This window comes from Streptomyces poonensis, from assembly GCF_014650915.1.
In the GTDB taxonomy this organism is placed as follows: domain Bacteria; phylum Actinomycetota; class Actinomycetes; order Streptomycetales; family Streptomycetaceae; genus Streptomyces; species Streptomyces poonensis.
In genome coordinates this window covers 47,159-71,475 of the sequence record NZ_BMVW01000023.1, presented here as the reverse complement: position 1 = coordinate 71,475, position 24,317 = coordinate 47,159, and the positions used below count along the sequence as shown (strand labels likewise).

The window sequence follows — 24,317 nt, the reverse complement described above, 5'->3', positions numbered from 1 at the left end:
GACCTCCTTCGTGGGCCTCAGCCCCGCCATGCCGAGACCACGGAGACGGCCTGGCCGGGGTTTAGGCGCGGGTCGCACAAACTGGTGTACTTGTCCCCGACGTGGCCGACGTCGGACTCGCTCTGCACGCATTCGGTCACGTCGTCGGGCGTGGTTTCCAGATGGAGTCCGCCCGCGACCCCGCCCGAGTTGCGGACCGCGACCTGGAACCCCAGCACCTCCTGCACCAACGTCTGCACGAAACGCGTCTTGAGCCCGTCCGGTGTCCCGAGCGTGTTGCCGTGCATCGGGTCGCACAGCCAGATCACCGGGTGTCCCGCAACACGCACGGCGGAGACGAGCGGCGGCAGCCGTTCGGCGACGTTGTCGGCGCCCATCCGGCTGATCAGCGTGAGCCTGCCAGGCTCCCGCTGCGGGTCGAGCCGTTCACACAGCGCCAGCAGTTCGTCGGCCGTCATACGGGGACCGACCTTGCAGGCCACCGGATTCACTACCTGTGCGAGCAGGGTGACATGGGCGCCGTCCAACTGCCGGGTGCGCGCACCCACCCAGGGCCAGTGTGTCGAGGACAGCAGCAGGTGCCCCGAGTCGAGCCTGCGCAGCATCGGCAGCTCGTAGTCGAGCAACGCGGCCTCGTGACTGGTCCAGATCAGCGGGTCGATGTTCGGGCTCCGGTCCCGGTCGGGCCAGCCCAGGTGGCTCACGACCGCCCTGGCCGCCCAGTAACCCGTCAGCATCCGCTTGGGATCGGGCCGCCGGCACTCGAGATCGGGCTCCGGACCGTTCACTATGTGGCCGCGATACACGGGCAGTTCGGAGTCTCCGACCCGCTCGGTGGGCCGGGAGCGAGGCTTGGCGAACTGGCCGGCCAGCCTGCCCGCGCGCAGTACGGGCTTGTGGGTGTTCATCTTCAATATGCCCGCGAGGACGTCCAGCAGTCCCGCCTTGCGGGCCACATAGCCCGGCGTGCATTCGGCGGGATCCTCCGCACAGTCACCCGCCTGTATCACGTCGGCCTCGCCGGCGGCGACGATGGCCAGCAGGGAGCGCAGTGTGTCCACGTCCTCGCCGGTGACCAGCCCTGGGCGGGCCGCCAGTTCCTTGCGCACTCGTCGAACAAGCGGCAGGTCGCCCCACTGCGGTTGCTGCATGGCCGGCCTCAGTTCGCAGTCACGGACAACGTCGTGCACTGAGTCAGCTGATCGATCCAGAAACGAATGAGTGGTGAGCACAGTGATCCCCCCGGAACTGCTCCATACGGGTCCAGCTACGGGCGGCTGTCGGTGCCGTGCCGTGGCGATCCGTACGGTAGGGCGGGCATGCACCTCGATCACCACGAGGTTAGACTCTGACCTCACGGCAACGAGGTCCACTCCGAGCGCGCTGCCAGTCTTCTGCTGGGCCGACAGTGCGGCAAACTCCCGTTACCGCACTTCGTCAGGTGGACTGGTAGTCCATCAGGTCGGCGCCTCCGTCGGATACCGGATGGTGCAAGCTTTTGCAATGACAGTTGCGCACTCACACCGGTCGGTGTAACGCTTCGAGCCAAGGGAAGCGGGAGCGAACATAGTGATCAACGCCGCTTGATCGATGGCGGTGACCACTGCGGCGAGCAACTGCGGACAGAACCGAGTGATGCGGAATTGCCGCATTGTCGGAAGGCCGGTGCCGAGAGACACCATGACGGGGAACCGGCGCCCGCGCTCGAGATGCACGACCATGACCGCTCATCCCTCCCTAAGCGCTCCGGATGCGCGGCCTGATCTGCCGGGAGGGTGGATGAGCAGCCAGGATTCAGTACCCCAGCGAACGTACTGTGGTCAACCCGACGAAAGTCGTGCCATCGCGCAGGCGGCGCGGGCGGTGTTCGGGCAGAAGAGGTACAGCGGTGCCAGCGTCGACATGATCGCGGCTGAAGCCGGCGTGTCCGCGCGCACCATTCACAACCACCATGTGGACAAGGAACAGCTGTTTCTGTCGGTCATCCTCGAAGGCTCCGCCGAGGTGGCCGAGACCCATACCCGGATCGCGGACCGGCATCTGCGCAAGATCTTCGACCTCGATGAGGATCTTGTCGCCTTCGCACTGGAGTGGTCCAGCTCGCCCTCGGCGTTCGCGGGGCACTCGCCTTGGTCCGCACCATTCAGGCGGAGGCGGCACGTTTCCCGCCGGCGGTACTGCGGGCATGGCAGGACACCCGGCCCCGGGCGTTCCAGCAGGAGCTCGCCGGTTATCTGTCCCAGATGGCTGACCACGGACTCCTCGCTTTGGACGACGCCGACACCGCAGCGCTGCACTGCAACCTGCTGACCTTCATCAGCGTGGCGCAGCGGTCATTCTATGGCGCGCTCCCACTCGGCGAGGCCGAGATCACCGAGCTCGTCATCGGCGGCGTGAAGGCATTTCTCCGTCTCTACCGAACCGATGGGGTCGAGCAGGAAGCGTCCGGCCGCACGAGTCGCGGATGGATCTTGCGGTAGTTACCAGATACACTTCCTCGTTTTCAGCGGGTCATCTGGTCACAGCTGCGACTAGTTGCTTCGTATTCATTTTTGCCTGCTTCCGGTGAGCGGCTTCTGTCTGCCCCGATCCGGCCTCTCCAGCGTCGGAGTCGGATAAAAATCACTTGCGAATCCACGCGAGGATCAAATAGGCTGAATTCAGATCTTGCATGAATATTCGCCATCTAGGCCATCTAGGGTTTACCTGAGGTCTTTGTCGAACGCGGGAAATCTGCGGGTTGGGGGGAGTGAAGCGCCTGCTGGTGACCGAGGTGCGGGATCTTTCGAAGTGCGCAACCGGAGTTTTTCGCGCCGCGGCCAGCGGCCTGACGAAGCACCGACACCGACAGAAGAGACCGGGGGATCACTGTCGATGAGGCGCAGAAGTGCACCAGTCGCCTACCCGAGCAAAACCGATACACCATTTCCTGCCGGGGAGACGCGGGAGTCCGGGCAGGTCAGGACTATTCCGATACGCAGCCTGCGGCTGGATGTGTCCGGCCGGGACGAAGGTGAGAGCGGCGAGTACGTGGAAATGCTTTCCCAGTTGTCGGAGAAGTTGCCGCCGATCGTCGTGCATCGCAACACCATGCGAGTAATCGAAGGAATGCACCGACTAAAGGCCGTGGAACTCCGCGGTGAGCAGTCCATCGACGTCATCTTCGTCGACGGTGGCGAGAGGGACGTGTTCGTGCCGGCGGGCAGGCCGATCAACGGTCAGGACGTGCCGTCGTCACTCGCTGGCCGCGAGGCAGAGGCGGATCGGTTCCTCACGTCCCCTGCGCAGCAGTCGGATCGGGGCATCACGGCAGCGACCGGTCCCGCACCGAGAGTCCTGGGCCCGCCGCGCGGGTGTTCGACCGTCCTGGACGTCGCGTCGGCCATGCAAGCCGCGCTCGACGGCCGCGTCCGCCCGATCTGCATGGCCGCCGTTCGCGGCATCACCTGCGAACTGGTCGGGTCCCAGCAGGAGGAAACGCCGGTCCGACAGCTGCCCGAGCGCCGTCCGGACCACCCGCCGCGGGCGTCCGGCGGACAGAGCCGTCCCCAGCAGTACCCGTGCGTGACATCCGAGGGCGGGTCCGGTCCGCAGCAGGACCATGCCCGCCGTGGGGAGACCGGGCCGCTCGACATCACCGTCCTCGACGAGCTGTGCGACGACTTGTTCGGCACGCTGGTCCGCCGCGACCAACGGCAGCGGGCGCGGCAGTACTTGAGCGGGCTGCTTCAGACGCCGGGCCGCAAGACGATCAGGAACATCGCGGCGTTCCTCGGCGGACCGGGGACCGACCAGCGCCTGCACCACTTCATCAGCGACTCGACGTGGGGCTGGGAGCCGGTCCGCGCGGCACTGGCCCAGTACGTGAGGGGTGTGACGGCGCCCGAGGCGTGGGTCATCCGCCCGGTCGTAATTCCCAAGGCGGGCCTGCACACAGTAGGTGTGAGCAGGCGGTTCTGTCCCAACCGCCGCAAGGCCGTGCACGCCCAGCAGGCGGTCGGCGTCCTGGCCGTTTCCGAGCAGGGGAGCTTCCCCGTGAGCTGGCGGCTCCAGATACCCAAGGAGTGGCTGGAAGACGATCAGCGGCGCAGCCGCGCGGCGCTCCCCGACAACCTGCGTGCCGAGTCGCTCGGTGAGTGCATGGCCCAGGCACTTCTGCGTGTTCCCGGTGAGCACGGAATCAGCGATCCTCCCGCGCTGCTCGACGGCCGTGACATGGACGCCACCCAGCTCTTCCGGACACTGTGCACGGCCAGGTTCCCCATGCTTGTGCGGATTGCGCACGGCATGCCGCTGTACATCAATGACGCGGGTCTCGCCGGTTGTCGCCCGCACGCGCCGCAGGCCGCCCGCCAGATCGCGGAGGCGGCCAAATACCGCCGACGCCCGATCGCCGTTCTGGATTCCGGGACGCCGAAGGCGCACATGGTCGCGGCCGTCGACGTCCGAACACCGATCGGATCCGATTTCCGGCAGCCCCCGCTGCAACTACTCACGATCAATCCGCTCGGTGAAAGCGCGAACGATGAGTTGTGGGTCACGACCCTGACGTCGATGCCGAGCGCCTCCGTGGTGAGGCTGACCAAACTCCTGGGGCAGGTCGACCGTGACCTCGAGGTAATGTTCGAACAGATCGGCATCTGGGATTTCAGCGGGCGGTCCTACCCCGGCTGGCATCGGCACGTCACCCTTGCCTCGGCGGCACACGCCGCGAAAGTACTGGCCGGCATCGGCCACCCGTCGGACATGTGAGGCCGCCGAGACAAAGGGCGGCCTTTTCTGCCCGGACGGGAAGATGACAAAGCTCGTTCTTTCTGACCCCAGTGAATTATTGCCACTGATACGTTGCCGGTGTCGCTGCGGGTAGGTCACGTCACGGGAGATCGCGCATGCCTGAGCAGAGGAACACGACAGAATTACTGATCATCGGTACCGGCGTGATCGCCATGTCGATTGCCTACCACTGTGCGGAGGCGGGAATTGATGTTGTCCTCCTGGAACCGGCAGAGCCCGAATCCACCGCGACACAGACTGCGGGCGCGTTCCGCACCTACTTCCCGGGGCGGGTGCACGACTCAGAACTGGTGGCGCGCAGCCTGGACGACTTCCGTTCGTTCGATGCCACCATGGGCGCCGATCTCGGAGTTACGAAGACCGGGATGCTCGTCGTGGCGGACACCCCGGAGCAGGCGGCCGCGTTGGAGGCGGAGCTGCCCGCACAGCGCGAAGCCGGCGTGCAACTGGAGCTGTTGACCACCGCGGTGGCCATCGGGCGCAACCCCTGGCTGGACCCGGCGGACGTCGAGGCAGCGGTCTGGTGCCCGCAGATGATCCACCTCAGGGCCGACGAGGTGCTCCGGGCCTACAGCGAGGGTGCGCGCGAGCACGGCGCGCACGTGCTGAGCAACACAATCGCCACCGAGTTGGACGCGTCCACCGGCCACGTCGGCACTACCCGGGCCGATTTCACCGCGGAGGCGATCGTCATCGCTGCCGGGCAGCGCACTAGTGACATCGCCGACATGGCCGGCCTGAAGCTGCCGCTGTGGGGCCAGTACGCCGAACTGTTCCGCACCGCCCCAGTCGGCGAGGCCGACGTCAACGCGCCGTTCACGTTCCACCCCGACGCCGGACTGAAGACGATGGGAATCGGGCCGTCCTTTCTGGTTGGACTCGAGCGCTTCTCCACGAAGCAGGGTATGCGGGACATCTGGTACAAGGCGGCTCGCCAAGAGGTGGCACAACGCTACCCGCGGCTGCGAGACGTCGAGCTGCACAGTGCCTGGACCGGAACCCTCGACGTCACGCCCTCGAGGACGGCGCTCATCGGCAAGGCGGGCGGCAGGCACGAGCGAATCCTCTTCGCCGCCGGCTTCACCGGCCACGAACTCGGCCAGGCGCCCGCCACCGGCAAGATTATCCGCGATCTTCATCTCGGTCGGCGGCCCGAGGTCGACATCACGCCGTTCTCACTGGCCCGCAACGGGGCATGACCACCCGAGGAGCGGGAGTGCGCATCGGGAACAGCCCCTGGGACGTGTTGGGCGTGCTGTGCGCCAGGTTCTTCATGACGCTGCTCGACACCTCGATCGTCAACGTCGCCATTCCCGCCATCCAGACCGACCTGAACGCTGGCTTCGACCAGGTCCTGTGGGTCGTCAACGGTCACGTGCTCGCCCTGACCGTGCTGCTGATCGCCGCGGGCAGGCTGGGAGACCGGTTCGGGCTGAAACAGCTCTACGTGGCCGGCCTCGTCGTCTTCTCGGTGTCCTCCCCGCTCTGCGGCGCCGCGACGAGTGCCTACCAGTTGATCGCCGCCCGCGTCCTCGCCGACATCGGCGCCGCCATGCTCGGCCCACAGACGTTCGTCCTCATCACGATGCTGTTCCCGCCGAACCGGCGGAGAGCCGCCATCGGGGTGTGTGGCATGGTCGCCGCGCTGTCCACGGTGAGCGGTCCACTGCTCGGTGGTGTGCTCGTCGACGCACTGGGGTGGCAGTGGATCTTCCTGGTGAACGTGCCGATCGGCCTTCTCACGTTGATCCTCGCGGCGGTGGTCGTTCCCGACCCACGACCGGGCGCCCAGCACCGGTTCGACAGCCCCGGCATGATTCTGATCTGTCTGGCGCTGTTCGCCATCAGCTTCGGCCTGCTCGAAGGCGAGCGGTACCACTGGGGCACCGTCACCGGTCCCCTGTCGATCTGGTCGCTGCTCGCCTGCGGCGGGCTACTGCTCGCCGTCTTCGTGTCCGTGCAACGGGCGCAGCGCTGGGCGCCGTTGGTACCGTTTGCCCTGTTCGCCAACCGCAGCTCCTCAGTGGCCAGCGCCACCATGCTGTGTTTCGGCTCCGCGATGATCGGCCTGGCACTGCCCATGACGATCTGTCTGCAGTTCGTACTGCACCTGTCGCTGAGCAGGGCCGGAATCACGCTGGCCGTGGCCTCGTTCGCATCGGGCCTGGTCGCCCCTATCGGTGGCTGGCTGTCCGACCGCATGGGCCGCAAGCCCTTGCTCATACTCGGCCTGGCCGCGTACGCCGTCGGCCTGGCCCTGCTGGCGGTTCAGGCCGACTCCGGCGCACGCCCGTGCCAGTTTGTGCCCACTCTGGCGATCACGGGCATCGGTATCGGTTGTGTGTTCGTCCTCACGGCCAACCTGGCCGTCGATGTCCTGGACCCGAAACTGGCCGGAGGGGCGTCCGGCGTCTTCCACACCACCCGGCAGATCGGCGCGTTGCTCGGCGGATCCGCCGTCGGCACGTTGCTGCAGAACCGGCTCAGCGCCTCACCGCGCGAGCATGCCGTCCAGCGGGCGGCCGAGTTGCCTCCGGAGGCCAGCGCCTCGTTCATCGACCACTTCGCCGGAACCAGCTCCACCACGCTGCGGGGCGGTGACACCTTCGCCGGCACACTGTCCCTCAGCCAGCCGCCCGATGCCGTCGACAGGATCCGCAGTGTGGGTGACGCGGTGCTCCGGGACGGGTTCGTCGAAGCCCTGCGGGAGACCGGGGTGCTGCCCATCGCGATCTGCTTGATCGCGCTGCTCTGTGCGTGGAGGCTGGCGCATCCTGCGGCCCAGGCGCCCGCGGCAAGTCCGGGGAGCACGAATCAGGCCCATATGCCGACGGGGGGAGCGGGCTGAGGGCTCCGACGTACATGCCTTCTGGCTGATCGTGCCGATAAAGTCGGTGCCTGCCCGGCAGGTGCCGGCATTTGGCATGCCTGCAATGAGGTGCAGGGCGCGAGGTGACAAACAACCGGCATCCTGACAAAGGCGCCACTGTTGTTGGCCGACTGAATGCCACCGCTCCTATAGTCGTTCGTGACGGCATCTTGCCCGTTACTGGAACCCAATTCCCCTGAACCTGTCGTGCGCTTCGTCCGGCAACAGGGGTCGAGCACAACGAAGTGGGGCGTAATGCGCCAGATTGAGATCGCCTGGGAGTCGATCGGCGCCAGGATCCGGATCACCCTCGACGAGGGCCGCAACGCAGACTGTGTCGAGCCGCTCTGGGCAGCACTGCCATACCGGACTCTGCAAGGTCACGCACTTGTGGCCGGTGACTGCATGTACCACGTGCCGCCGGCGCACGATTTACTGCACGCGGTTCCGGATTACAAAGTAAATCGAAAGATCCAGCCCAACGGCACGGTGTTCCTTTCCGCTGTGCAGCACCTGACCATCAAGTACGGCGAACTGACCGAGCCGATGCCGACCTCGCCGATCGGCTCGGTCGCACCCGAGGACGTCGAGTCGCTGCCGAAAATCGGCCAGCTGATCTGGGACTCCGTGTACCGCGACGGTGAGCCCGTGATCGCCCAGGTGCGGCGGGTGGACGGGCCGGCCGGCCACGGCGTACGGCGGATGACCGCTGAGTCCGAGCGGGTCCGCGCGCTGGTCGAGCGGATCGCCGCGGAAACCGAGCGCATGCTGGTCGGTCCAACGGAGGAACTGATCGACATCCATGACGGAAAATTCCCGTCCGGGGCCGGAACGAAGAACTCGGTATTGACGACGCTGGTCGCCGTCAATGGTGAGACCAGGCCGCTGGGTTATGTCTCCTACACGAGTCTCGTGCGTGCGGCCCGGCTGACCGAGGTGCCGCTCTCGGCGTTGCTCGAAATGGCCAAAATCTTGCTGGTCAAGCCGACCGAGTTCCTCGGCTACTGCGGATTGAACACACTGTGGGATATCACCAAAGAGGTGGTTGCCGCCCTTGACGGCATCACCACCCGCGAAGACTTCGTCGCACTGATGGCGCAGATGGCGACGTACGTCAATTCCATCGGTGCCTGGAATCTCCAGCTGTTCCCGTGGAATGCGGAAGGCGACAGGTGGACTAACCGTCCGACCGTTACGAGGAGTGTTGATGTCTGAGCAGAAGAACACGGCCGAACTGCTGATCATAGGTGGTGGGGTGATCGGTACGTCCATCGCTTACCACTGCGCCAAGGCGGGCGTCGACGTCCTCCTGCTGGAGAAGAATCAGTTCGGTGCCGCGACCACGTCCCAGACCGCCCGCGCGTTCCGCACCTATTTCCCGAGGAAGCCGCACGACTCCGAGCTGGCGGCACGCAGCCTGGCCGACTTCAAAACCTTCGCCGGCGGCATGGGGGTCGATCTCGGACTGGCCGACCTCGGGCTGCTGACGGTGCTGACCAGCCCGCAGCAGGCGGCCGAGCTGGAGGCGGAGCTGCCCGACCAGCGCGAGGCCGGCGCGGAGCTGGAACTGCTCACCGCCGCGCAGGCGGTGGAGCTCAACCCCTGGCTCGACCCGGACACCATCGAGGCCGCGATCTTGAACCCGCAGACGTACCGCGTCAAGCCGGAGGTGATCGTCCAGGGATACGCCGAGGGCGCGCAGAAGCTCGGCGCGCGGCTGCTCAGCGGCATCACCGTGACCGGGCTGGACGCCGGCAGCGGCGTGGTCAGCACGACGTCGGGTGACTTCACCGCGGAGGCGATCGTCATCGCGGCCGGACCGTGGAGTGGTGACGTCGCCAAGCTGACCGGCCTGAACCTGCCGGTGTGGGGGCAGTTCGCCGAGTTGCTGCACACCGACCCGCTCGTCACCGAGGGCGACGTGCACAATTTGCCGTTCACCCTCCACCCCGTGTCCGGTCTGAAGACGATGGGCATGGGCAAGTCCCTCCTCGTCGGCCTGGAGCGCATCTCCAAGCAGGACGGAATGCGGGACATATGGTTCCAGGCGGCCGTCGACGAGCTGCCGAAGTGGTATTCGCGCCTGAAGAACGTCGAGTTGCACAGCGCGTGGACCGGAACGCTCGACGTCACGCCGACGAAGTCGGCCCTCATCGGCAAGGCGGGCGGCAAGCACGAGCGCATTCTCTTCGCCGCCGGATTCACCGGTCACGGACTGGCACAGGCGCCCGTCACCGGCCAGATCGTCCGTGACCTCTACCTGGGGCACCAGCCCGGGGTGGACCTGACCCCGTACTCGCTGGCCACCAACCTGGCCCGGCTCGGAACCTTCTGACCAGGCCGTTATCGCGGCGGACGGCGCGCTCCCCACCCGTCCGCCGCTTTCCCGAGAGGTGTAGACGATTGTCTTCGGCACAAACCCTCACCGCGCAGTGGCAGGGCGAGGCTCTGACACCGCTGAACCCCGATACCGCCTTCAACGGCTTCATCTGTGCGCACGTGGTGCACACACTGGAGCGCCTTGGAATATTCCGGAAACTCCAGGACGACGGCTCCGTCGAGGTCTCCTCGTTCTGCCGGGAGAACGAGCTGGACGAGACGATCGTCCATGCCCTCGTCCGCGCCGCCGAATCCTTCGGATACCTGCAATCGCGCGGTGACCGCGTCGAGGCGACTCCGACGGGGGAGGACGTCCGTCGGACGCTCGGCTTCTTCACCTGGGGCGTCGGAGGCTACCACGATGTCTTCGCGAACGGCGCCGCCGTCGCACGCGGGGAGCGCCGCTTCGGCGTCGACCTCCATCGCGACGAGGGGATGGTGGCGCTCGGCTCGGCCCAGGCGGACACCGCTCTCATGCGGCACATCCTGGACGAGGAGATCGCCGAGCTCGACTTCACGACACTCGTCGACCTCGGTGCCGGCGTCAGCGAACGGGTTGCCCGGCTGGTCAAGGCACGCCCTGGAAGCCGTGGCATCGGCATCGACATCAGCAAATCCGCCACCGAGCTCGCGGTCGGCACCGTCGAACGGTACGGCCTCGACGGCACGGTCACACCGGTGTGCGCCGACGTACTCGACATCCTCTTCAACGGGCACCAGGTCAAGGACGCCGGCGAAGCCGACGTCGTGATGAGTTTCATGTTCCTGCACGACCTTCTGGTCGACCCGGAGCGCCGCGATCAGGTGATTCCCCGGCTGCGTGCGGCCTTCCCCAAGGCGAACACGTTCCTGCTGGGTGACACCACGGTGCGGCCGCGAAACGGCGAGAACACCCTGCCGGTCTTCTCCGACGGTTTTGAACTTGCCCACGCGCTCATGGGCGTTCCCATCTACACCCGTGAGGCCTACGAGGATCTCTTCGACAGGGGAGGCATGCATATGCGCCGTGCTGTGCCCTTCGGCGCCCCGCACACCTATCTGTTCGTACTGGAGGCAGCGTGACCCGCGTCGCCGCCGAGATAGTGTCCCGGCTTCCCGTTCCGCTTGCGATGGCGGGACACCAGCAGCCCGCGCCCTTCTACCTCACCGCCGACATGTTCGACGGCATGCCGGTCCAGATCGCGGGTGGTGAGCTCAGCACCCTCGTGGACAAGCCGGTCGCCGAGCCGCACACCCACGAGGTCGACGAGATCTACTTCCTCATCTCGCCGACTCCGGGCCAGGCTCGCATCGAGGTGCATCTGGCCGGGGTGCGTCATGAACTGATCTCGCCGGCGGTGATGCGCATTCCGGCGGGCAGCGAGCACTACTTCGTCACCAAAGAGGCCGCGGTGGGAAGTTACTGCTTCGGCATCCTGTTGGGATCCGACCTGTGAGTGCGCCGACGCGGCCGGAGCCAACGGTGTACAACACCAGCGTGCCGGACGCAGACACGATGGTGAGGTTGCACCTGAGTGAGAGCCCGTTCAGCGCGAGCCCCTCGGCGGTCGCCGCGGCGACCGCCGCGCTGGAACGGGTCAACCGCTATCCGGCGCCGCAGAGGGAGAGCCTCGTCGAGGCCCTCGCCGAGCACTGGGGCGTACGCGAGAACCAGATCGCGGTGGCCAACGGCAGCGACGAGCTGGTGCTGGCCACCGCACTGAGCCTCGGTGAACTCTCCCACCCCGGCCTGGTCACCGCAGGTACTTTTCCCGGCTACCGGGAGGCCCTGGAACGCATCGGGCGTGGGGCGGTCGCCCTGCCACTGCGGTATGCCGACATCGGCGTGGAGGCTTTCGCGGACCGGCTTCTCCATCACGGCATCGGGTACGTGTGCAATCCGCACAACCCCTCTGGAACCGCGCTGTCCAGGGACACGTTCGGCACTCTGGTCTCCGCGGCGCACGCCGGCCAGGTGCCTCTGGTCTTCGACGAGGCGTACCAGGAGTTCAGCGACCCGGGCCTGCCACAGACGAGGGACTTCCTCGACCGGGGCGCTCCGGTGCTCGCGCTGCGTACCTTCTCGAAGGCATACGGGCTGGCGGCCCTGCGGATCGGATATGCCATCGGCCGCGCCGATCTCATCGCCGAGGTCCGCCGGACGCTGAACGTCCTCCCGTTCAGCGTCAACCGTGTCGCACAGGCCGCGGCACTGGCCGCGCTCGCCGATCAGCGGTTCCTCAGTGAGATCCGTGACGGCACGGCCGAACGGCGCAAGTGGTTCTGCGCGGAACTGGAGCGGCGCGGGTACCGGTACCTGTCGTCGGTGACGAACTTCGTCGCCGTCCAGGTCGTCGCGTCCGCCGAGGCGCAGAACGCGCTCGCCAAGGACTACGGCATTCTCGTGCGGGACACCGGAATATTCGGATTCCCCGGCCATCTGCGCGTATCGCTCGGCACGGAGAACGAGCTGCGGACGTTTCTCGACGCACTCGATCAGCTCACCGCCGACCAGGGCGCTTCTAATGGCTCCTGGTCAGACATCATCGGGCCGGGTGGCACTACGCGAGGCGCCCAGCGAGGCGTCGGCTGACTCATCGGGCCCGCCCACAACGGTCCGGGGACGGTCCCAAGAGCCCGTCGGAAACGGCCTAGCAATCGAACAGCACGGAGGTCAGAAATGGTCAACGCAATTCCGGACGGATATCCGGAGCTGACGGCGTATCTGTCCGTGAACGCCGCGAGCGAGGCGATCACCTTCTACAGCGAGGCCTTCGGGGCCGAGGAACTGTCCCGTCACGTCGCTCCCAACGGCAAGATCATGCACGCGCAGGTCAACATCGGCGGCACAATCGTCATGCTGTCCGACGAGTGGGTGGAGGCCGGCCTGCCCAGCCCCAAGACTCTCGGCGGGACCCCGGTCACCCTCTACCTGTTTGTCGAGGACGTCGACGCCACCTTCGCCCGGGCGCTGCAGTCCGGAGCGAAGCAGCAGCGAGAAGTCCAGGACAACTTCTTCGGTGACCGGACAGGGCAGCTCACCGACCCGTTCGGCCACCGGTGGACGATCGCCACCCATGTCGAGGACGTGTCCCCGGAGGCGCTCGAGCGACGCGCCGAAGAGCACATGCGCGTGAGTGGGTGATAGGGGAAGGGCCGGATGCTTCGTGGAAACGGGGCCGTACTGAGCGAAGGTGCCGCACCTGCGTACCAAAATACTTTCTCAGAGGCCCACAAGTGCGTTGGACTTCGCGGAAGCGAAGCATACGTCCTGGGTTGGCCGCGAAGAGTCCCCGGGTCGCATGCCGGGCATCGGCCGCAAGAGTCGTGGTGTCGCCGCGTCCTCGGGTACTCAGGAGAGGAGAACCTCAGTGCAACGCTGCCCACTATGGACGCTGCAACTCACCTAGTGACAACTGCTCCTAGGGCCAATGCTGTGACTCTGTTGGCGATCTTGCGGGTGGTCAGGCGGCAGAGTCCTGTGGCTGCGCACAACGAGGTGAAGTGGCTGTCTCGCGGCCCGCGCATCGACCGGGCCCGACGTCCCGCGCAGGCGACGGGCCGTACGGTCGGGCCGGTTCCCGTCGTAGGCCGGCTACCAGCGACTTCTGCAGCGGGCTCTCGAGTCGGCTGCGGTGCGCCGGACGGGTGTGGAAGGGACGGGCAGCATGACGGCCGGGAACGACTCGGTGCCGATGACGGTCTCCAGCGAGGAGACCGCGTCCTCGGCGTGGACATCCCGGTGCGTGTCCACGCCGAGGGCGGCCTCGCCCTCAGCGGGCCGACGCCTGCGAGCAGACCGAGCGCTGGGCGATTGGGCCGGCTTGGTCGCCTCCGGACCGGATGACAGGTCAAGGAGCCGCCACCGGCCCATGTGGGCGGTCAGGACGGTGACGGCGCCGGCTTCCCGGCCGACCTCGATCGGGACGCGCCCCGTCGGCAGTCCGACGCGCTGTCACCGGAGTGTGGCTGCCTCGCGCACCGGTGCTTGTGCGCACGCAGCGCCGGCTCCGATCGGCCTCCGCAACCGCATGGTCCCTCCCGCTCCGCGGGAGCGGGCACAGACAACAATGTCGGGCGCCCGGCGTGGAATCGCATCGACCTGTCGGGAACTCGTCGGGAACACGAAGGAAAACGCGAGTACGGAGACTGCGCGACTACGCGTCTCCCATCTGCCTGCGCAAGCTGAGCGGACGCATGTCCGTCCAGACCTCCTGAATGTACGCCATGCACTCGTCCTTCGTCCCGGTCTTGCCCGCGCCCCTCCAGCCGAGCGGATCTTCCCTGTCCGCAGGCCAGATGCTGTACTGCTCCTCGCCATTGACCATGACTTTGTAGATGGTGCTGTCGCCGTTGCTCACGTGGGCCCCTCCTTCACGAAGTCTTCCGACACAACGTCAATCGAACCGACATCGAGATGTTCGAAGCGAGCACAGTAAGTGTGCATTGCCTTCGAGGTCGGCATCCAGGTGGCGAAGGCACATCCGGTCATGCGTCGACCGATCACTCTCTCCTCTTCCTATGCAGGCCAGCGCCTCAGAAGCGAGGGCGGTCGAGAACGGTTACATGCGCGGAAGCGTCCGACCATCGGTCCGTGAAATGCGGGAGCGTGCGCGGATATCACGCGCTATTGGCGACCGCGGCTGATTGACCGGAAGCCGCAGCCACCCGCACCGCGCCCCCGTCACGGTCCAGACCATGTCGATCCCGAACCGGGAGCCCTGCACCGCGCACAGAGCGCGGCCTCGATCTCGGCGGCCCGGCGACACAGCGTCCCGGACATCCGGGGGCCTGCCGCTCAGGAAGCGGCGACGGGGAGCCGCTTCCCGCGTATCCAGCCCGTGCACTCCCTGAAGTATGCAGCCGGGCGCGGCACTCTCATCCGCCCCGGCGCAGGCGGGGCAGGTGAGACATCGGGAGCGGAGGAACTGCTCAGTGCCGTATGGCCGGTTGCCATGGTGGACAGTTCCGGGGCCTCTGTTCATCCCGGTCTTCCGGAGCCGGCCCTTCGTACCGAGCCGCTGCGGTCCAGCAATACCAGGTCTTGCGGTGAAAGCCACTATGCCGACGAAGACCGGTCCGGGCTCCTCCGGCGGGCATCTGCAGGAATAGGTACCTCCATTTCCGGGGTGCGGGGAACTCAATACCATCGGTGTACAGAGCCGCCTCCAGCCGGAAACGAAGATTGCAATGCATTCCGATACGGTGGCCGAATCCACGGCCGCAGGAAGCGAAACCCTTTCCCCGCCTCCGGCCCTTTGCTAGTGTCCCGGCCTGCGCTATCCACATGCTTCAGCCAAGAAGGAGGTGCAGCATGCCGGTAACCAACGCGTCGTATGACGAACTGCGACTGCAGTTCTTGTTCCGGGAGTTCTGGGGTTTCGACAAACCACCGACGCCGTCGAATTTCGAGGTTTATGCCAAGGCCCTGCTGGTCATGGCGAACGCCGACGGAGAGCTGGCGGACGAGGAGCGCAACTACGTGCTCAGCCTGATCGCCGGCATGGGCGGCCAGCCTGCCCTGATCGAGGAACTGCGCAACTACCCGGCGACGGAGGACATCCAGAACCTGCTCAGCCGGGACAAGGACGTGCACGCGTCCGCCCGCGCGCTGGTCTTCGACGCGATCCGCGCCTGCTCCGCGGACGGCATTCTGCACCCGCGCGAGCTCGCCAAGATCTACGAGGTCGCACGCGATCTCTCCATCCCTCCCGAGGTCGTGGACGAACTCCAGGACCTCTACACCCGGATGCGGCGGAACGTGGGCCAGCTGTTCCAGCTCACCTACCCGGACCCCAAGAACCGTCCGTTCTGACCCGGAAGGGCCGCGGAGTGCTGCGGGGAGGAGGTGACAACTCCATGACTGCTGAGGACTTCCTCGCCTCTCGTGAGGCCGGCGAAGCGGCGACCAAGTGGTGACATCCGCGCCGCATGCCGCGAACGGTGTGCTCCGGGCTCTGCCTAAGAGCCCGGAGCACACCCTCGCGACGCCGGCGCGGGACGGACGACGGCAGACGGAGCGGGAAAGGCGGGACGGCGACGTGCTGGACGAGCTGGCCGATGAGAAAGTGCTGCAGGAACTGGACGACGGGGCGTACGCCGAGCGTCTGCGCCTGCTGGAGCGGGAGCTCGGGGCCCTGCCCGCCACGGACGCCACGGTCGCCCGGCTGTGCGCCTGGTCCGCCGGCCACGGCGACTGGAATGTCCGGCGGCTGAGCGTCACGGCCCTGGCCGATCGCTTCACCGGCGATCCGGCGGCCAGGGCGGCGCTGTGCGCGGCGACGCACGACGATGTCGACTGGGTGGCGTTCACGGCGATCCGGGCGGTAGGCGCCCATCGCATCCCGGAAGCCGCTCGCGACCTCATCCGGATCTCCGGCTGGCCGAGCAACTTCAGCCGCCCCGACCGGGCACGCAAGCCGGTCGGCTGCGGAGCCGCGTTCACCAAGAGGGCCCTGTGGGAGATCTTCGGCTCCCGGGACCCCGACGAGCTGCGACGGCTGGAGGACGAGCTGTTCGAGCCGCTGCGCGAGGAGGTCGAGGCCCGGCGGCGCCCGCCCGACCTCTCCGACGCGGTGCTGGTGCCGGGCGGGCCGTTCATCGCCGGAGCCGAGGCGACGGGCGACGGCCCCTTCCGGATGGACGACACCGACAACCCGCCCCGGGTGGTCACCCTGCCCGCCTTCCACATCGACCGCACGGCGGTGACCAACGAGCGCTACGCACGTTTCCTCGCGGACGTGGGCGACTCCGCGGAGTTCGGCCACCCCGACGAGCCGGAGGGCAAGGACCGCACTCCGGCCCACTCGCGCGATCCGCGCTTCAACGACCCCGCGCTCCCCGTCACCGGCATCGACTGGTACGACGCCTGGGCCTTCGCACGCTGGGCCGGAGGACGGCTGCCCTCGGAGGACGAATGGGAGAAGGCGGCCCGGGGCACGGACGGACGCCGCTACCCGTGGGGCGACGAGTGGGACGGCGACAGGGCCCACTGTGTGCTGTCCGCCTACGGCGCCGAAGAACCGGGAGATCTCGCCGAGCTGGAGGAGCTGCTGGTGCGGACCTCCCTCACCTGGCCCCCCGCACCCGTCCTGCCCGCCGACTCGATGCCGCGGGGCGCGAGCCCCTGCGGGGCCCTGCACATGGCGGGCAACGTCTGGGAGATGACCCGGACCAACTTCTTCACCCGGCAGGACCTCGACCCCTTCTTCAAGGGCCGCCGCCCGGCGGAGTTCATGAACCGTCCCGAGGCCTTCCATGTGCTGCGCGGCGGTACCTGGACCTCGCCGCCGGTCTGTCTCACCACGTACTACCGCGGCAAGGACCTGCTCACCGACCGGCACAACGAAGTCGGTTTCCGCTGCGTCTACGACGCCCGCTGACGACAGGAGTACGACGATGAGTGCCGACGAGGCCCGGGCCACCCGCCGACAGCAGCTGGTGGACGCGGTCCATCTGCTCGGCGCCCTCGGCTACGGCCAGGGCCTCGCCGGGTATGTGAGCGCCCGCGACCCGCACCGGGACGGCTGCTACTGGGTCAACCCGCTGGGCGTGGACTTCCGCCGGCTGCGCGGGGACGACCTGCTGCTGGTCGGCCCCGCGGGCACGGTGGTCGAGGGGCACGGCGAGCTCAACCCCTCCGTCGACCCGCTCCACGGTGAGCTGCACCGGGCCCGGCCCGATCTGGTGGCCTTCGCCCACACCCACTCGCCGCTGGGCAAGGCGTGGTCGGCCCTCGGCAGGCCGCTCGACCCCATCACCCAGGACTCCTGCGTGCTGTTCGAACGACACGCCGTCTACGAGGAGTTCGGCGGGCCGGTCACCGACCGGCAGGAGGGCAAGCGGATCGCCGCGGTGCTCGGTGACCGCATGGCCGTCATCCTCCGCAGCCACGGTTTCCTCACCGGGGGCCGCACCGTCGCCGAGGCCGCCTGGCTGCACGTGGTGATGGAGCGGGCCGCGGAGGTGCAGCTGCGCGCGGAGGCCGCGGGCGAGCCGCACGTGATTCCCGACCGCGTCGCCCGCGCGACCGCACGGATGCTGTCCGAGGTCGCCTACGCGGACACGCAGTTCTGGAACCTGTACACGAATGTCTGTACACGTCCCTGAGGCCTGCGGCGGCTGCGTGAGCACCCCGGACACGGAAAGGAGCGCGCCCCGATGAGGATCGGGCTGAACATCCTGCCCACCGTGGCCCCCGGCGAGCAGCCGGCCGACCGCTTCTACAGCGAGTGCCTGCGGCTGTGCGAGGCGGCGGAGGTCGTGGGCCTGTCGCACATCAAGGTGGTCGAGCACTATCTGCACGCCTGGGGCGGCTACAGCCCCGACCCGATCGCCCTGCTCTGCGCGGTGGCGGCCCGCACCAGCCGGGTGCGGCTGGTGACGGGCGCGGTCGTGCCCGCCTTCACCCATCCGGTGAAGCTGGCCGCGTCCCTGTCCGTACTGGACAACCTCTCCCGCGGGCGCCTGGACGCCGGCTTCGGACGGGCCTTCCTGCCCACCGAGTTCGCGGCGTTCGGCATCGACATGGCGGAGAGCCGGCCGCGGCTCAGCGAGGGCGTCACGGCGGTGCGGCGGCTGTGGACCGAGGAGCGGTTCCGCTGGGAGGGCACCTTCCACCGGTTCGGACCGCTGCCCGCGCTGCTGCCCCGGCCCGCCCAGCAGCCCCACCCCCCGGTGTTCATCGCCGCCACCGCGTCGCCCGAGACCTTCGCCTGGGCCGGGGAGAACGGCTACCACCTGATGGTCATCCCGGGCGTCGCCGGGCACGACCGGGTCACCGAGCTGCTGGAGGGCTACCGCGAAGCCCGCGCCGCCGCCGGGCACACCGGCCCGGGGAGGCTGCACATCAGTCTGCACGCCACGTTCGCGGAGGACCGGATCCGGGCGCGGGAGACGGCCGAGCGCGCCTTCGCGGACTACCGCCGCAAGCAGCTGGAGGCGTACGCCACCTGGCGCGGCGTCGACTCGGCCGCCTATCCGGGCTACGAGAAGATGGAGGCGGCCGCCCGCGACACCCGGCTCTCCGATCTGCTCGAGGCCGGTACCGCCGTCGTCGGGGACGCCACCGACGCCATCGAGGGCCTGCGCCGCATCGCCGCCCGGTACCCCGGCGCCGAGCCGAGCCTGCACCTGCGCTTCGGGGACGCCACCCACGAGGAGGCGATGCGCTCCCTGCTGCTGCTCGGCAGTGACGTACTGCCCAAGCTCACGGATCTGCGGTGAACAGCGCCGGGGCCGCCGGGTCCCTACGCGCGCGGCTGGCCGCCCGCACCCGCGGCCTCGGCCCCTCCCCCATCGGCGAGGCCTTCCGCACGGCCGGCGACCCGGGCGTCATCCCACTGGCCGCCGGGAGCCCGGCCCCCGAGGCGCTGCCCACGGCGGCCGTCACCCGTATCGCCGCCGAGCTCGCCCGGACGCACCCGCATGCCCTGCAGTACGGCGACACCTCCGGCCTGCCCGAGCTGCGCGAGCTGCTGGCGGCCCGGCACCGGCACGGCACCGGGCGGCCCACGGCGACCGGGCAGGTGGTCATCACGCACGGCGCCCAGCAGGGCCTCGACCTGATCTGCCAAGCCCTCGTCGACCCGGGTGACACGGTGGTGGTGGACCGCCCCGCCTACACCGGAGCGCTCCAGGTGCTGCGGCTGTACCGGGCCGACGTGGCCGCCGTACCGATCGCCGGGGACCCCGGGCTGGAACGGCTCACCGTCCTCGTACGGCGGCGGCCGGTCAAGGCCGTCCATCTGGTGCCCGACTTCGCCAACCCGAGCGGCCGCACCCTCACCTCCGGCCAGCGGGCCGCACTCGCCGCCCTCGCCGAGCGGTACGGCTTTCTGATCATCGAGGACAATCCGTACGGCGAGTTGTACTTCACCCCGCCCGCGCCCCGGCCGCCGCTGAGCGCCCTGTCCGGCCGGGTCATCACCCTGGGGTCCTTCTCCAAGGTGCTCTTCCCCGCCGCCCGCCTGGGTCACCTCACCGCGCCGAGCGAGCTCGCCACGGTGTTCCACACCCTCAAGCAGGCGGCCGACCTGGGCAATTCCGCGCTCCTCCAGCACCTGGTGCTCGCCCTGCTGCGGGAGCCCGGGCTGCTCCGCGGGCAGACGGCACGGGCCCGAGCCGTGTACCGGGAACGCCGCGATCTGCTCATGGACGCGCTCCGCGTCTTCGACGGTGCGCTGCGCTGGGAGCCGCCCGGCGGCGGCTTCTTCCTCTGGGCCCGCCTGCCGGAACACCTCGACGCCAGGGCGCTGCTGGCCGAGGCGCTCACCGAGAAGGTGTCCTTCGTCCCCGGAACCGCCTTCTACCCTTCCGCCCCCGACCACTCGGCGCTCCGGCTCTCCTATTCCTACGCCCCGCTCGACTCGCTGCGCGAGGCGGCCGGCCGGCTGCACCGGGCGTATCTGCGGCTGGCCGGGAGGACGCCGTGCTGACGACGGTACGGCGCGGCGGCACAGGGTTCGGGCCGCTGCCGGAGCTGCCCTTCGACCTGGCGGCGTTCCTCGCCGTGCCGCGCGTGGCACACCTGGCCACCCGGGGCCGGAACGGGCCCGCGGTCCGGCCGGTGTGGTTCCTGTGGGAGGACGAGGTCTTCTGGGTCATCACCGGCACCTGGTCGCGGCTCGGGCAGCAGCTCACCGCCGATCCGCGGTTCGCCCTGGTGGTGGACAGCTGCGACCTGGCCACCGGGGAGGTGCGCCAGGTCACCGCGTACGGGCACGGCACCGTGACCGCCTTCGGCACCGAGCGCGGACGGCGGAAGCTGCGCCGCTATCTCGGCGGCCGGGAGGAGGCGTGGGACCCCCGGTTCCGCCTGGACGGTGCGGAGGAACCGTCCCCGAACCGGTGGGCCCGGCTGGTGCCCGACACCCTCCGCATCGCGGACCTGTCCTTCCGGCCCGCGTCCGTGTCCGTATCCACCGTGCGAGGAGAACGATGACCTTCGACATCCGCGATCCGTCCGCGCTGTCGGCCGCCGACCGCGCCCATCTCATCCATCCCTTCCTGCCCGCCGCCGCCCCCGGCCGGGTGGTGATGACCGAGGGGCGCGGCTGCCGGCTGCGTGACGCCACCGGCCGGACGTATCTCGACGCGACCGCCGGCATGTGGCTGTGCCAGATCGGCCACGGCCGCCCCGAGCCCGCGCGGGCCGCGCAGGACCAGATGACCCGGCTGGAGTACTCCACCAACTTCTGGGACTTCGCCTGCGACCGCACCGTCGAACTGGCCGCGCGGCTCGCGGACCTGGCCCCTCCCGGGATCGACCACGTCTTCTTCACCACCGGGGGCTCGGAGGGTGTCGAGGCCGCGCTGCGGATGGCGCGCTATGTCCACCACCGGCGCGGGGAGCCGGACCGCACCTGGTTCCTGTCCCGCCTCGGCGGCTATCACGGCGTGGGGTACGGCAGCGGCAGTGTCTCCGGCTTCCCGGACTTCGCCGAGGGCTTCGGCCCGATGCTGCCCCATGTGCACCACCTGGCCGCGCCGTATCCGTACCGCAGCGGGGCGGCCGGTCCCGCCGAGGTCACCGACGCCTGTGTGCGGGAGCTGGAGGCCGCCGTCGCACGCATCGGGCCGCACCGGATCGCCGCGATGATCGGCGAGCCGGTGATGGCCCTGGGGGGTATGGTCGCGCCGCCCGACGACTACTGGCCGCGCGTGACCCAGGTCCTGCGCCGCCACGGGATCCTGCTGATCCTGGACGAGGTCGTCACCGCCTTCGGCCGTCTCGGCGACTGGTTCGCCGGCCGGCGGACAGGGGCACGGGCGGACATCATCGTCACCTCCAAGGGCCTCACCTCCGGCTACTTCCCGCTGGGCGCGGTACTCACCAGCGGGGCGGTCGCCGAGGTGCTGGGGCGGGACACGGGATTCCCCGTCGGGCACACCTACAACGGGCATCCCGTCGGCTGCGCGGTGGCCCTGGCCAATCTGGACATCATCGAGAGCGAGAAGCTCCTGGGCGCGGCCGACACCACGGGGGCGTATCTGGCCGACGCGCTGCGACCGCTGGAGCAGCTGGACGTCGTGGGCGAGGTCCGCCGCACGGGGCTGATGCTGGGCATCGAGCTGGTCGCGGACAAGACGGACCGGCGGCCGCTGCCCCATGGCACCTACTCGGTGGCCGACGCCGTACGGACGGAGACCGGTGTTCTCGTCCGCGGCGGTCCCCACGCGCTGACCCTTGCCCCGCCGCTGATCATGACCCGCGACGAAGCCGACGAGGCCGCCGAGGCGCTGCACACGGTCCTGGCCCGGCTCACCCCGGACGGCGAGCTCCGCTGACGGCCCGCCGCTGTCCACGCCCGCATCGCTCCGGCCGAACGGAGGCACCATGCCCGCCCCGCGCACCGAAGACGCCCTCCACCGCTTCCCGTTCCCCCGCGTTCCGGCCACCCGGCCGCCGTGCGCCTATGCCCGGTTCCGCGCCGACGAGCCGGTGGTGCGGGTGGCCATGCCCAGCGGCGACACCGCCTACTTCGTCACCCGTTACGAGGACGCGCGCTTCGTCCTCACCGATCCCCGTTTCTCCCGCGCCGTCGAACTCGCGGGACTCAAACTCGGTGACATCGGCATCGCCGAACACCTGCTGCTGTCCAACCTCGCCAACATGGACCGTCCCGAGCACACCCGGCTGCGGCGGCTGGTCTCCTCGGCGTTCAGCGAGTCCCACGTGGCCCGGCTCCGCCCGGAGATCGAGAAGGCGACCCGTACGCACCTCGACCGGCTGGCCCGCCGGGAACCCCCCGTCGACCTCATGGAGGAACTCTGCCGCCACCTGCCCGCCGGCGTGCTCCTGGACTACCTCGGCATCCCCTACACCGATCGCGACCGCCTGCTGGGCTGGACCGGCGTCCTCACCGATCTGGCGGGCCACACCCAGGAGGAGGTGGACGCCACCCGCGACGCGCTGCACGCCCACCTCAAGTCGGTCATCGCCGCCCGCCGCCAGGATCCCGGGGACGATGTGCTCACCCTTCTCTCCCGGCTCTGCTACGAAGAGCGCAGGATCAGTGAGTTCGAGCTCGAGGCCCTCGCGATGTTCCTGCTCATCGGCGGCCTCCACACCGTCGTCTACCAGCTCGGACTGTGTGTGGTCGCCCTGCTGGAGAACCCGGACCAGATCCGTCATCTGCTCACCGGGCCCGAAGCGGGCGATGCCGCCCTGGAGGAACTCCTCCGCTACACCAACGCCGTCGAGTCCAGCCTGCTGCGCACGGCCAGGGAGGACGTCACCGTCGGCGGCTGCCGCATCCCGGCCGGCAGCGCCGTCCTCGCGGCCATCCCCTCCGCCAACCACGACGAACGGTGCTTCCCCTCGCCCGACGAGCTCGACCTGCGGCGCCGCCCCGACCCGGCACACCTCACCTTCGGTCACGGCATGCACCGCTGCCTGGGCGCGCCGATCTCCCGGCTGATGCTCCGTATCGTCCTGCCCGCGCTCTTCCGGCGCTTCCCCACCCTCCGGCTGGCCGTCCCCCCGTCCGCCCTCGCCTGGAAACCCGACCGCCTGCTCACCGGGTACGACACGATTCCCGTCACCTGGAGCGGCACGCGGGCGCCGTGACGTGCCACCGGTGCCGGCACCGGCACAAGTTCCCGTAGCACGGCCGTCCACGCCACCCTCGACCGCTGACCTCGCCCGGCCGTCCGGCAGGGCTGCGCACTGGTTCGTCGCGGGTCCTGCTCCGCGTGCTCGGGAGCGGGCTACCGGAGTTCAACGGTGCCCGCGCCGGACACCGCACCCCGTCGTAGCCCGCCGCGCCGTAGAAGCCCCGCCGGAACACCCGGCGGGGCTTCGCCGTCTCACACGGACGCCCTATAGCAGGGGGCGAGCGCGTGTGGCCAGGTGGAGGACCTCTCGGACGACGAGGCATTCCAGGCACCGGACGCTCCAGGGACGTCATCACCGTCGCCGCGGTCACCGCCGAGCCGGGCACAGGTGCGGATCAGGACAGTCGAAACATCCGGCCGGCACCCCGCCCGCGCGTCCGGGCAGCGGCCCCGCCCTGCCTGCCGGGTGACTGGAACCCGCGCGCCCTGGCCACGTCCGGCAGCAACCGGCAGCTCGGAGAGGCCGCAGCGCGTGAGGCGTTGCCCCCTCACCTCTTGGCGTCACCTCATCACGTCACCTCATCGTGTGACGGGCTCGGACTCGGGTCAGCCTGTGTGTTCATCTGGGTTTTCTCCCTCGCGTGACCGACAAGCGGACGGGAGGGTTAGCTGCTTGTCTGCCCGGCGCCGCCCCGAAGAGGGAGTCGGCCGCACATGAACTGGGTGGGCGATCTCACTG

21 protein-coding genes and 1 pseudogene are annotated in these 24,317 nt (G+C 68.8%); 19 read left to right on the top strand and 3 right to left on the bottom strand.

What is annotated here, in order from left to right; all coding sequences use genetic code 11:
• Positions 1-17: 17 nt before the first annotated feature.
• A complete protein-coding gene (locus IE242_RS34645; protein WP_189866589.1) occupies positions 18-1,151 on the bottom strand; it encodes a 3-deoxy-7-phosphoheptulonate synthase in 1,134 nt (377 codons plus the stop codon).
• A gap of 306 nt (positions 1,152-1,457) precedes the next feature.
• Positions 1,458-1,721: a hypothetical protein gene (locus IE242_RS34640; protein WP_189866588.1), complete on the bottom strand. Its 264-nt coding sequence runs from the start codon at positions 1,719-1,721 to the stop codon at positions 1,458-1,460.
• Between IE242_RS34640 and IE242_RS38975 the strand changes: the two are divergent.
• The 11 genes and pseudogenes from IE242_RS38975 to IE242_RS34590 all read left to right on the top strand — a co-directional run.
• Positions 1,636-1,920, top strand: a pseudogene (locus IE242_RS38975) (hypothetical protein); the annotation flags it as partial. The gene IE242_RS34640 and the pseudogene IE242_RS38975 sit on opposite strands and share 86 nt — an antisense overlap.
• Before the next feature lie 170 nt (positions 1,921-2,090).
• A complete protein-coding gene (locus tag IE242_RS38280; RefSeq protein WP_229859833.1) occupies positions 2,091-2,480 on the top strand; it encodes a TetR/AcrR family transcriptional regulator C-terminal domain-containing protein in 390 nt (129 codons plus the stop codon).
• Between the two features lie 568 nt (positions 2,481-3,048).
• Positions 3,049-4,752 (top strand): IS701 family transposase, encoded by a 1,704-nt coding sequence (locus tag IE242_RS34630; RefSeq protein ID WP_189866586.1) that lies wholly within the window; start codon positions 3,049-3,051, stop codon positions 4,750-4,752.
• Positions 4,753-4,889: 137 nt separating this feature from the next.
• Positions 4,890-5,993 carry an NAD(P)/FAD-dependent oxidoreductase gene (locus IE242_RS34625; RefSeq protein WP_189866585.1) on the top strand — a complete coding sequence of 368 codons (1,104 nt, stop codon included), beginning with the start codon at positions 4,890-4,892 and terminating at the stop codon, positions 5,991-5,993.
• Between the two features lie 17 nt (positions 5,994-6,010).
• The gene (locus IE242_RS34620) at positions 6,011-7,642 is read left to right on the top strand and encodes a DHA2 family efflux MFS transporter permease subunit (RefSeq protein ID WP_189866583.1); all 1,632 of its coding nucleotides are present in this window, start codon (positions 6,011-6,013) and stop codon (positions 7,640-7,642) included.
• Between the two features lie 276 nt (positions 7,643-7,918).
• Entirely contained in the window at positions 7,919-8,878 is a 960-nt protein-coding gene (locus IE242_RS34615; RefSeq protein ID WP_189866581.1) for a cucumopine synthase-related protein, read from the top strand.
• Positions 8,871-9,998, top strand: coding sequence for an NAD(P)/FAD-dependent oxidoreductase (locus IE242_RS34610; protein ID WP_189866579.1), 1,128 nt, complete (start codon positions 8,871-8,873; stop codon positions 9,996-9,998). Before IE242_RS34615 ends, IE242_RS34610 begins: the two co-directional genes overlap by 8 nt.
• Before the next feature lie 68 nt (positions 9,999-10,066).
• Positions 10,067-11,104, top strand: coding sequence for a class I SAM-dependent methyltransferase (locus IE242_RS34605; RefSeq protein ID WP_189866577.1), 1,038 nt, complete (start codon positions 10,067-10,069; stop codon positions 11,102-11,104).
• The gene (locus tag IE242_RS34600; protein WP_189866576.1) at positions 11,101-11,478 is read left to right on the top strand and encodes a cupin domain-containing protein; all 378 of its coding nucleotides are present in this window, start codon (positions 11,101-11,103) and stop codon (positions 11,476-11,478) included. The genes IE242_RS34605 and IE242_RS34600 overlap by 4 nt, the downstream gene beginning before the upstream one ends.
• 41 nt (positions 11,479-11,519) lie before the next feature.
• Positions 11,520-12,614, top strand: coding sequence for a pyridoxal phosphate-dependent aminotransferase (locus IE242_RS34595; protein WP_229859831.1), 1,095 nt, complete (start codon positions 11,520-11,522; stop codon positions 12,612-12,614).
• Positions 12,615-12,701: 87 nt separating this feature from the next.
• Complete coding sequence (locus tag IE242_RS34590; protein WP_189866574.1) at positions 12,702-13,166, top strand: VOC family protein; 465 nt, start codon at positions 12,702-12,704, stop codon at positions 13,164-13,166.
• Positions 13,167-14,178: 1,012 nt separating this feature from the next.
• Here the strand turns inward: IE242_RS34590 and IE242_RS34585 are convergent.
• Positions 14,179-14,382, bottom strand: a complete 204-nt coding sequence (locus IE242_RS34585; RefSeq protein ID WP_268249531.1) for an MbtH family protein — start codon at positions 14,380-14,382, stop codon at positions 14,179-14,181.
• 953 nt (positions 14,383-15,335) lie between these two features.
• On the opposite strand from IE242_RS34585, the gene IE242_RS34580 reads away from it, so the two are divergent.
• From IE242_RS34580 to IE242_RS34545, 8 genes are all read left to right on the top strand, one after another.
• Complete coding sequence (locus IE242_RS34580; protein WP_189866572.1) at positions 15,336-15,836, top strand: TerB family tellurite resistance protein; 501 nt, start codon at positions 15,336-15,338, stop codon at positions 15,834-15,836.
• Positions 15,837-16,062: 226 nt separating this feature from the next.
• Positions 16,063-17,403: a formylglycine-generating enzyme family protein gene (locus IE242_RS34575; protein ID WP_229859829.1), complete on the top strand. Its 1,341-nt coding sequence runs from the start codon at positions 16,063-16,065 to the stop codon at positions 17,401-17,403.
• A gap of 16 nt (positions 17,404-17,419) precedes the next feature.
• Positions 17,420-18,130, top strand: a complete 711-nt coding sequence (locus IE242_RS34570; RefSeq protein ID WP_189866571.1) for a class II aldolase/adducin family protein — start codon at positions 17,420-17,422, stop codon at positions 18,128-18,130.
• 51 nt (positions 18,131-18,181) lie between these two features.
• Positions 18,182-19,246, top strand: a complete 1,065-nt coding sequence (locus IE242_RS34565; protein WP_189866569.1) for an LLM class flavin-dependent oxidoreductase — start codon at positions 18,182-18,184, stop codon at positions 19,244-19,246.
• Positions 19,243-20,457 (top strand): aminotransferase-like domain-containing protein, encoded by a 1,215-nt coding sequence (locus tag IE242_RS34560; RefSeq protein ID WP_189866567.1) that lies wholly within the window; start codon positions 19,243-19,245, stop codon positions 20,455-20,457. The genes IE242_RS34565 and IE242_RS34560 overlap by 4 nt, the downstream gene beginning before the upstream one ends.
• On the top strand, positions 20,451-20,963 hold the full coding sequence (locus IE242_RS34555; RefSeq protein ID WP_308436805.1) for a pyridoxamine 5'-phosphate oxidase family protein: 513 nt from the start codon (positions 20,451-20,453) through the stop codon (positions 20,961-20,963). Before IE242_RS34560 ends, IE242_RS34555 begins: the two co-directional genes overlap by 7 nt.
• Positions 20,960-22,309 (top strand): aminotransferase family protein, encoded by a 1,350-nt coding sequence (locus IE242_RS34550; protein WP_189866566.1) that lies wholly within the window; start codon positions 20,960-20,962, stop codon positions 22,307-22,309. Before IE242_RS34555 ends, IE242_RS34550 begins: the two co-directional genes overlap by 4 nt.
• Positions 22,310-22,358: 49 nt before the next feature.
• On the top strand, positions 22,359-23,591 hold the full coding sequence (locus IE242_RS34545) for a cytochrome P450 (protein WP_189866564.1): 1,233 nt from the start codon (positions 22,359-22,361) through the stop codon (positions 23,589-23,591).
• Positions 23,592-24,317 lie beyond the last annotated feature (726 nt).

Coding starts and splice junctions, on each gene's coding strand:
- IE242_RS34645 (WP_189866589.1), bottom strand. CDS start 1,151: ATGCAGCAACCGCAGTGGGGCGACCTGCCGCTTGTTCGACGAGTGCGC.
- IE242_RS34640 (WP_189866588.1), bottom strand. CDS start 1,721: ATGGTCGTGCATCTCGAGCGCGGGCGCCGGTTCCCCGTCATGGTGTCT.
- IE242_RS34625 (WP_189866585.1), top strand. CDS start 4,890: ATGCCTGAGCAGAGGAACACGACAGAATTACTGATCATCGGTACCGGC.
- IE242_RS34615 (WP_189866581.1), top strand. CDS start 7,919: ATGCGCCAGATTGAGATCGCCTGGGAGTCGATCGGCGCCAGGATCCGG.
- IE242_RS34610 (WP_189866579.1), top strand. CDS start 8,871: ATGTCTGAGCAGAAGAACACGGCCGAACTGCTGATCATAGGTGGTGGG.
- IE242_RS34590 (WP_189866574.1), top strand. CDS start 12,702: ATGGTCAACGCAATTCCGGACGGATATCCGGAGCTGACGGCGTATCTG.
- IE242_RS34580 (WP_189866572.1), top strand. CDS start 15,336: ATGCCGGTAACCAACGCGTCGTATGACGAACTGCGACTGCAGTTCTTG.
- IE242_RS34570 (WP_189866571.1), top strand. CDS start 17,420: ATGAGTGCCGACGAGGCCCGGGCCACCCGCCGACAGCAGCTGGTGGAC.
- IE242_RS34565 (WP_189866569.1), top strand. CDS start 18,182: ATGAGGATCGGGCTGAACATCCTGCCCACCGTGGCCCCCGGCGAGCAG.
- IE242_RS34550 (WP_189866566.1), top strand. CDS start 20,960: ATGACCTTCGACATCCGCGATCCGTCCGCGCTGTCGGCCGCCGACCGC.
- IE242_RS34545 (WP_189866564.1), top strand. CDS start 22,359: ATGCCCGCCCCGCGCACCGAAGACGCCCTCCACCGCTTCCCGTTCCCC.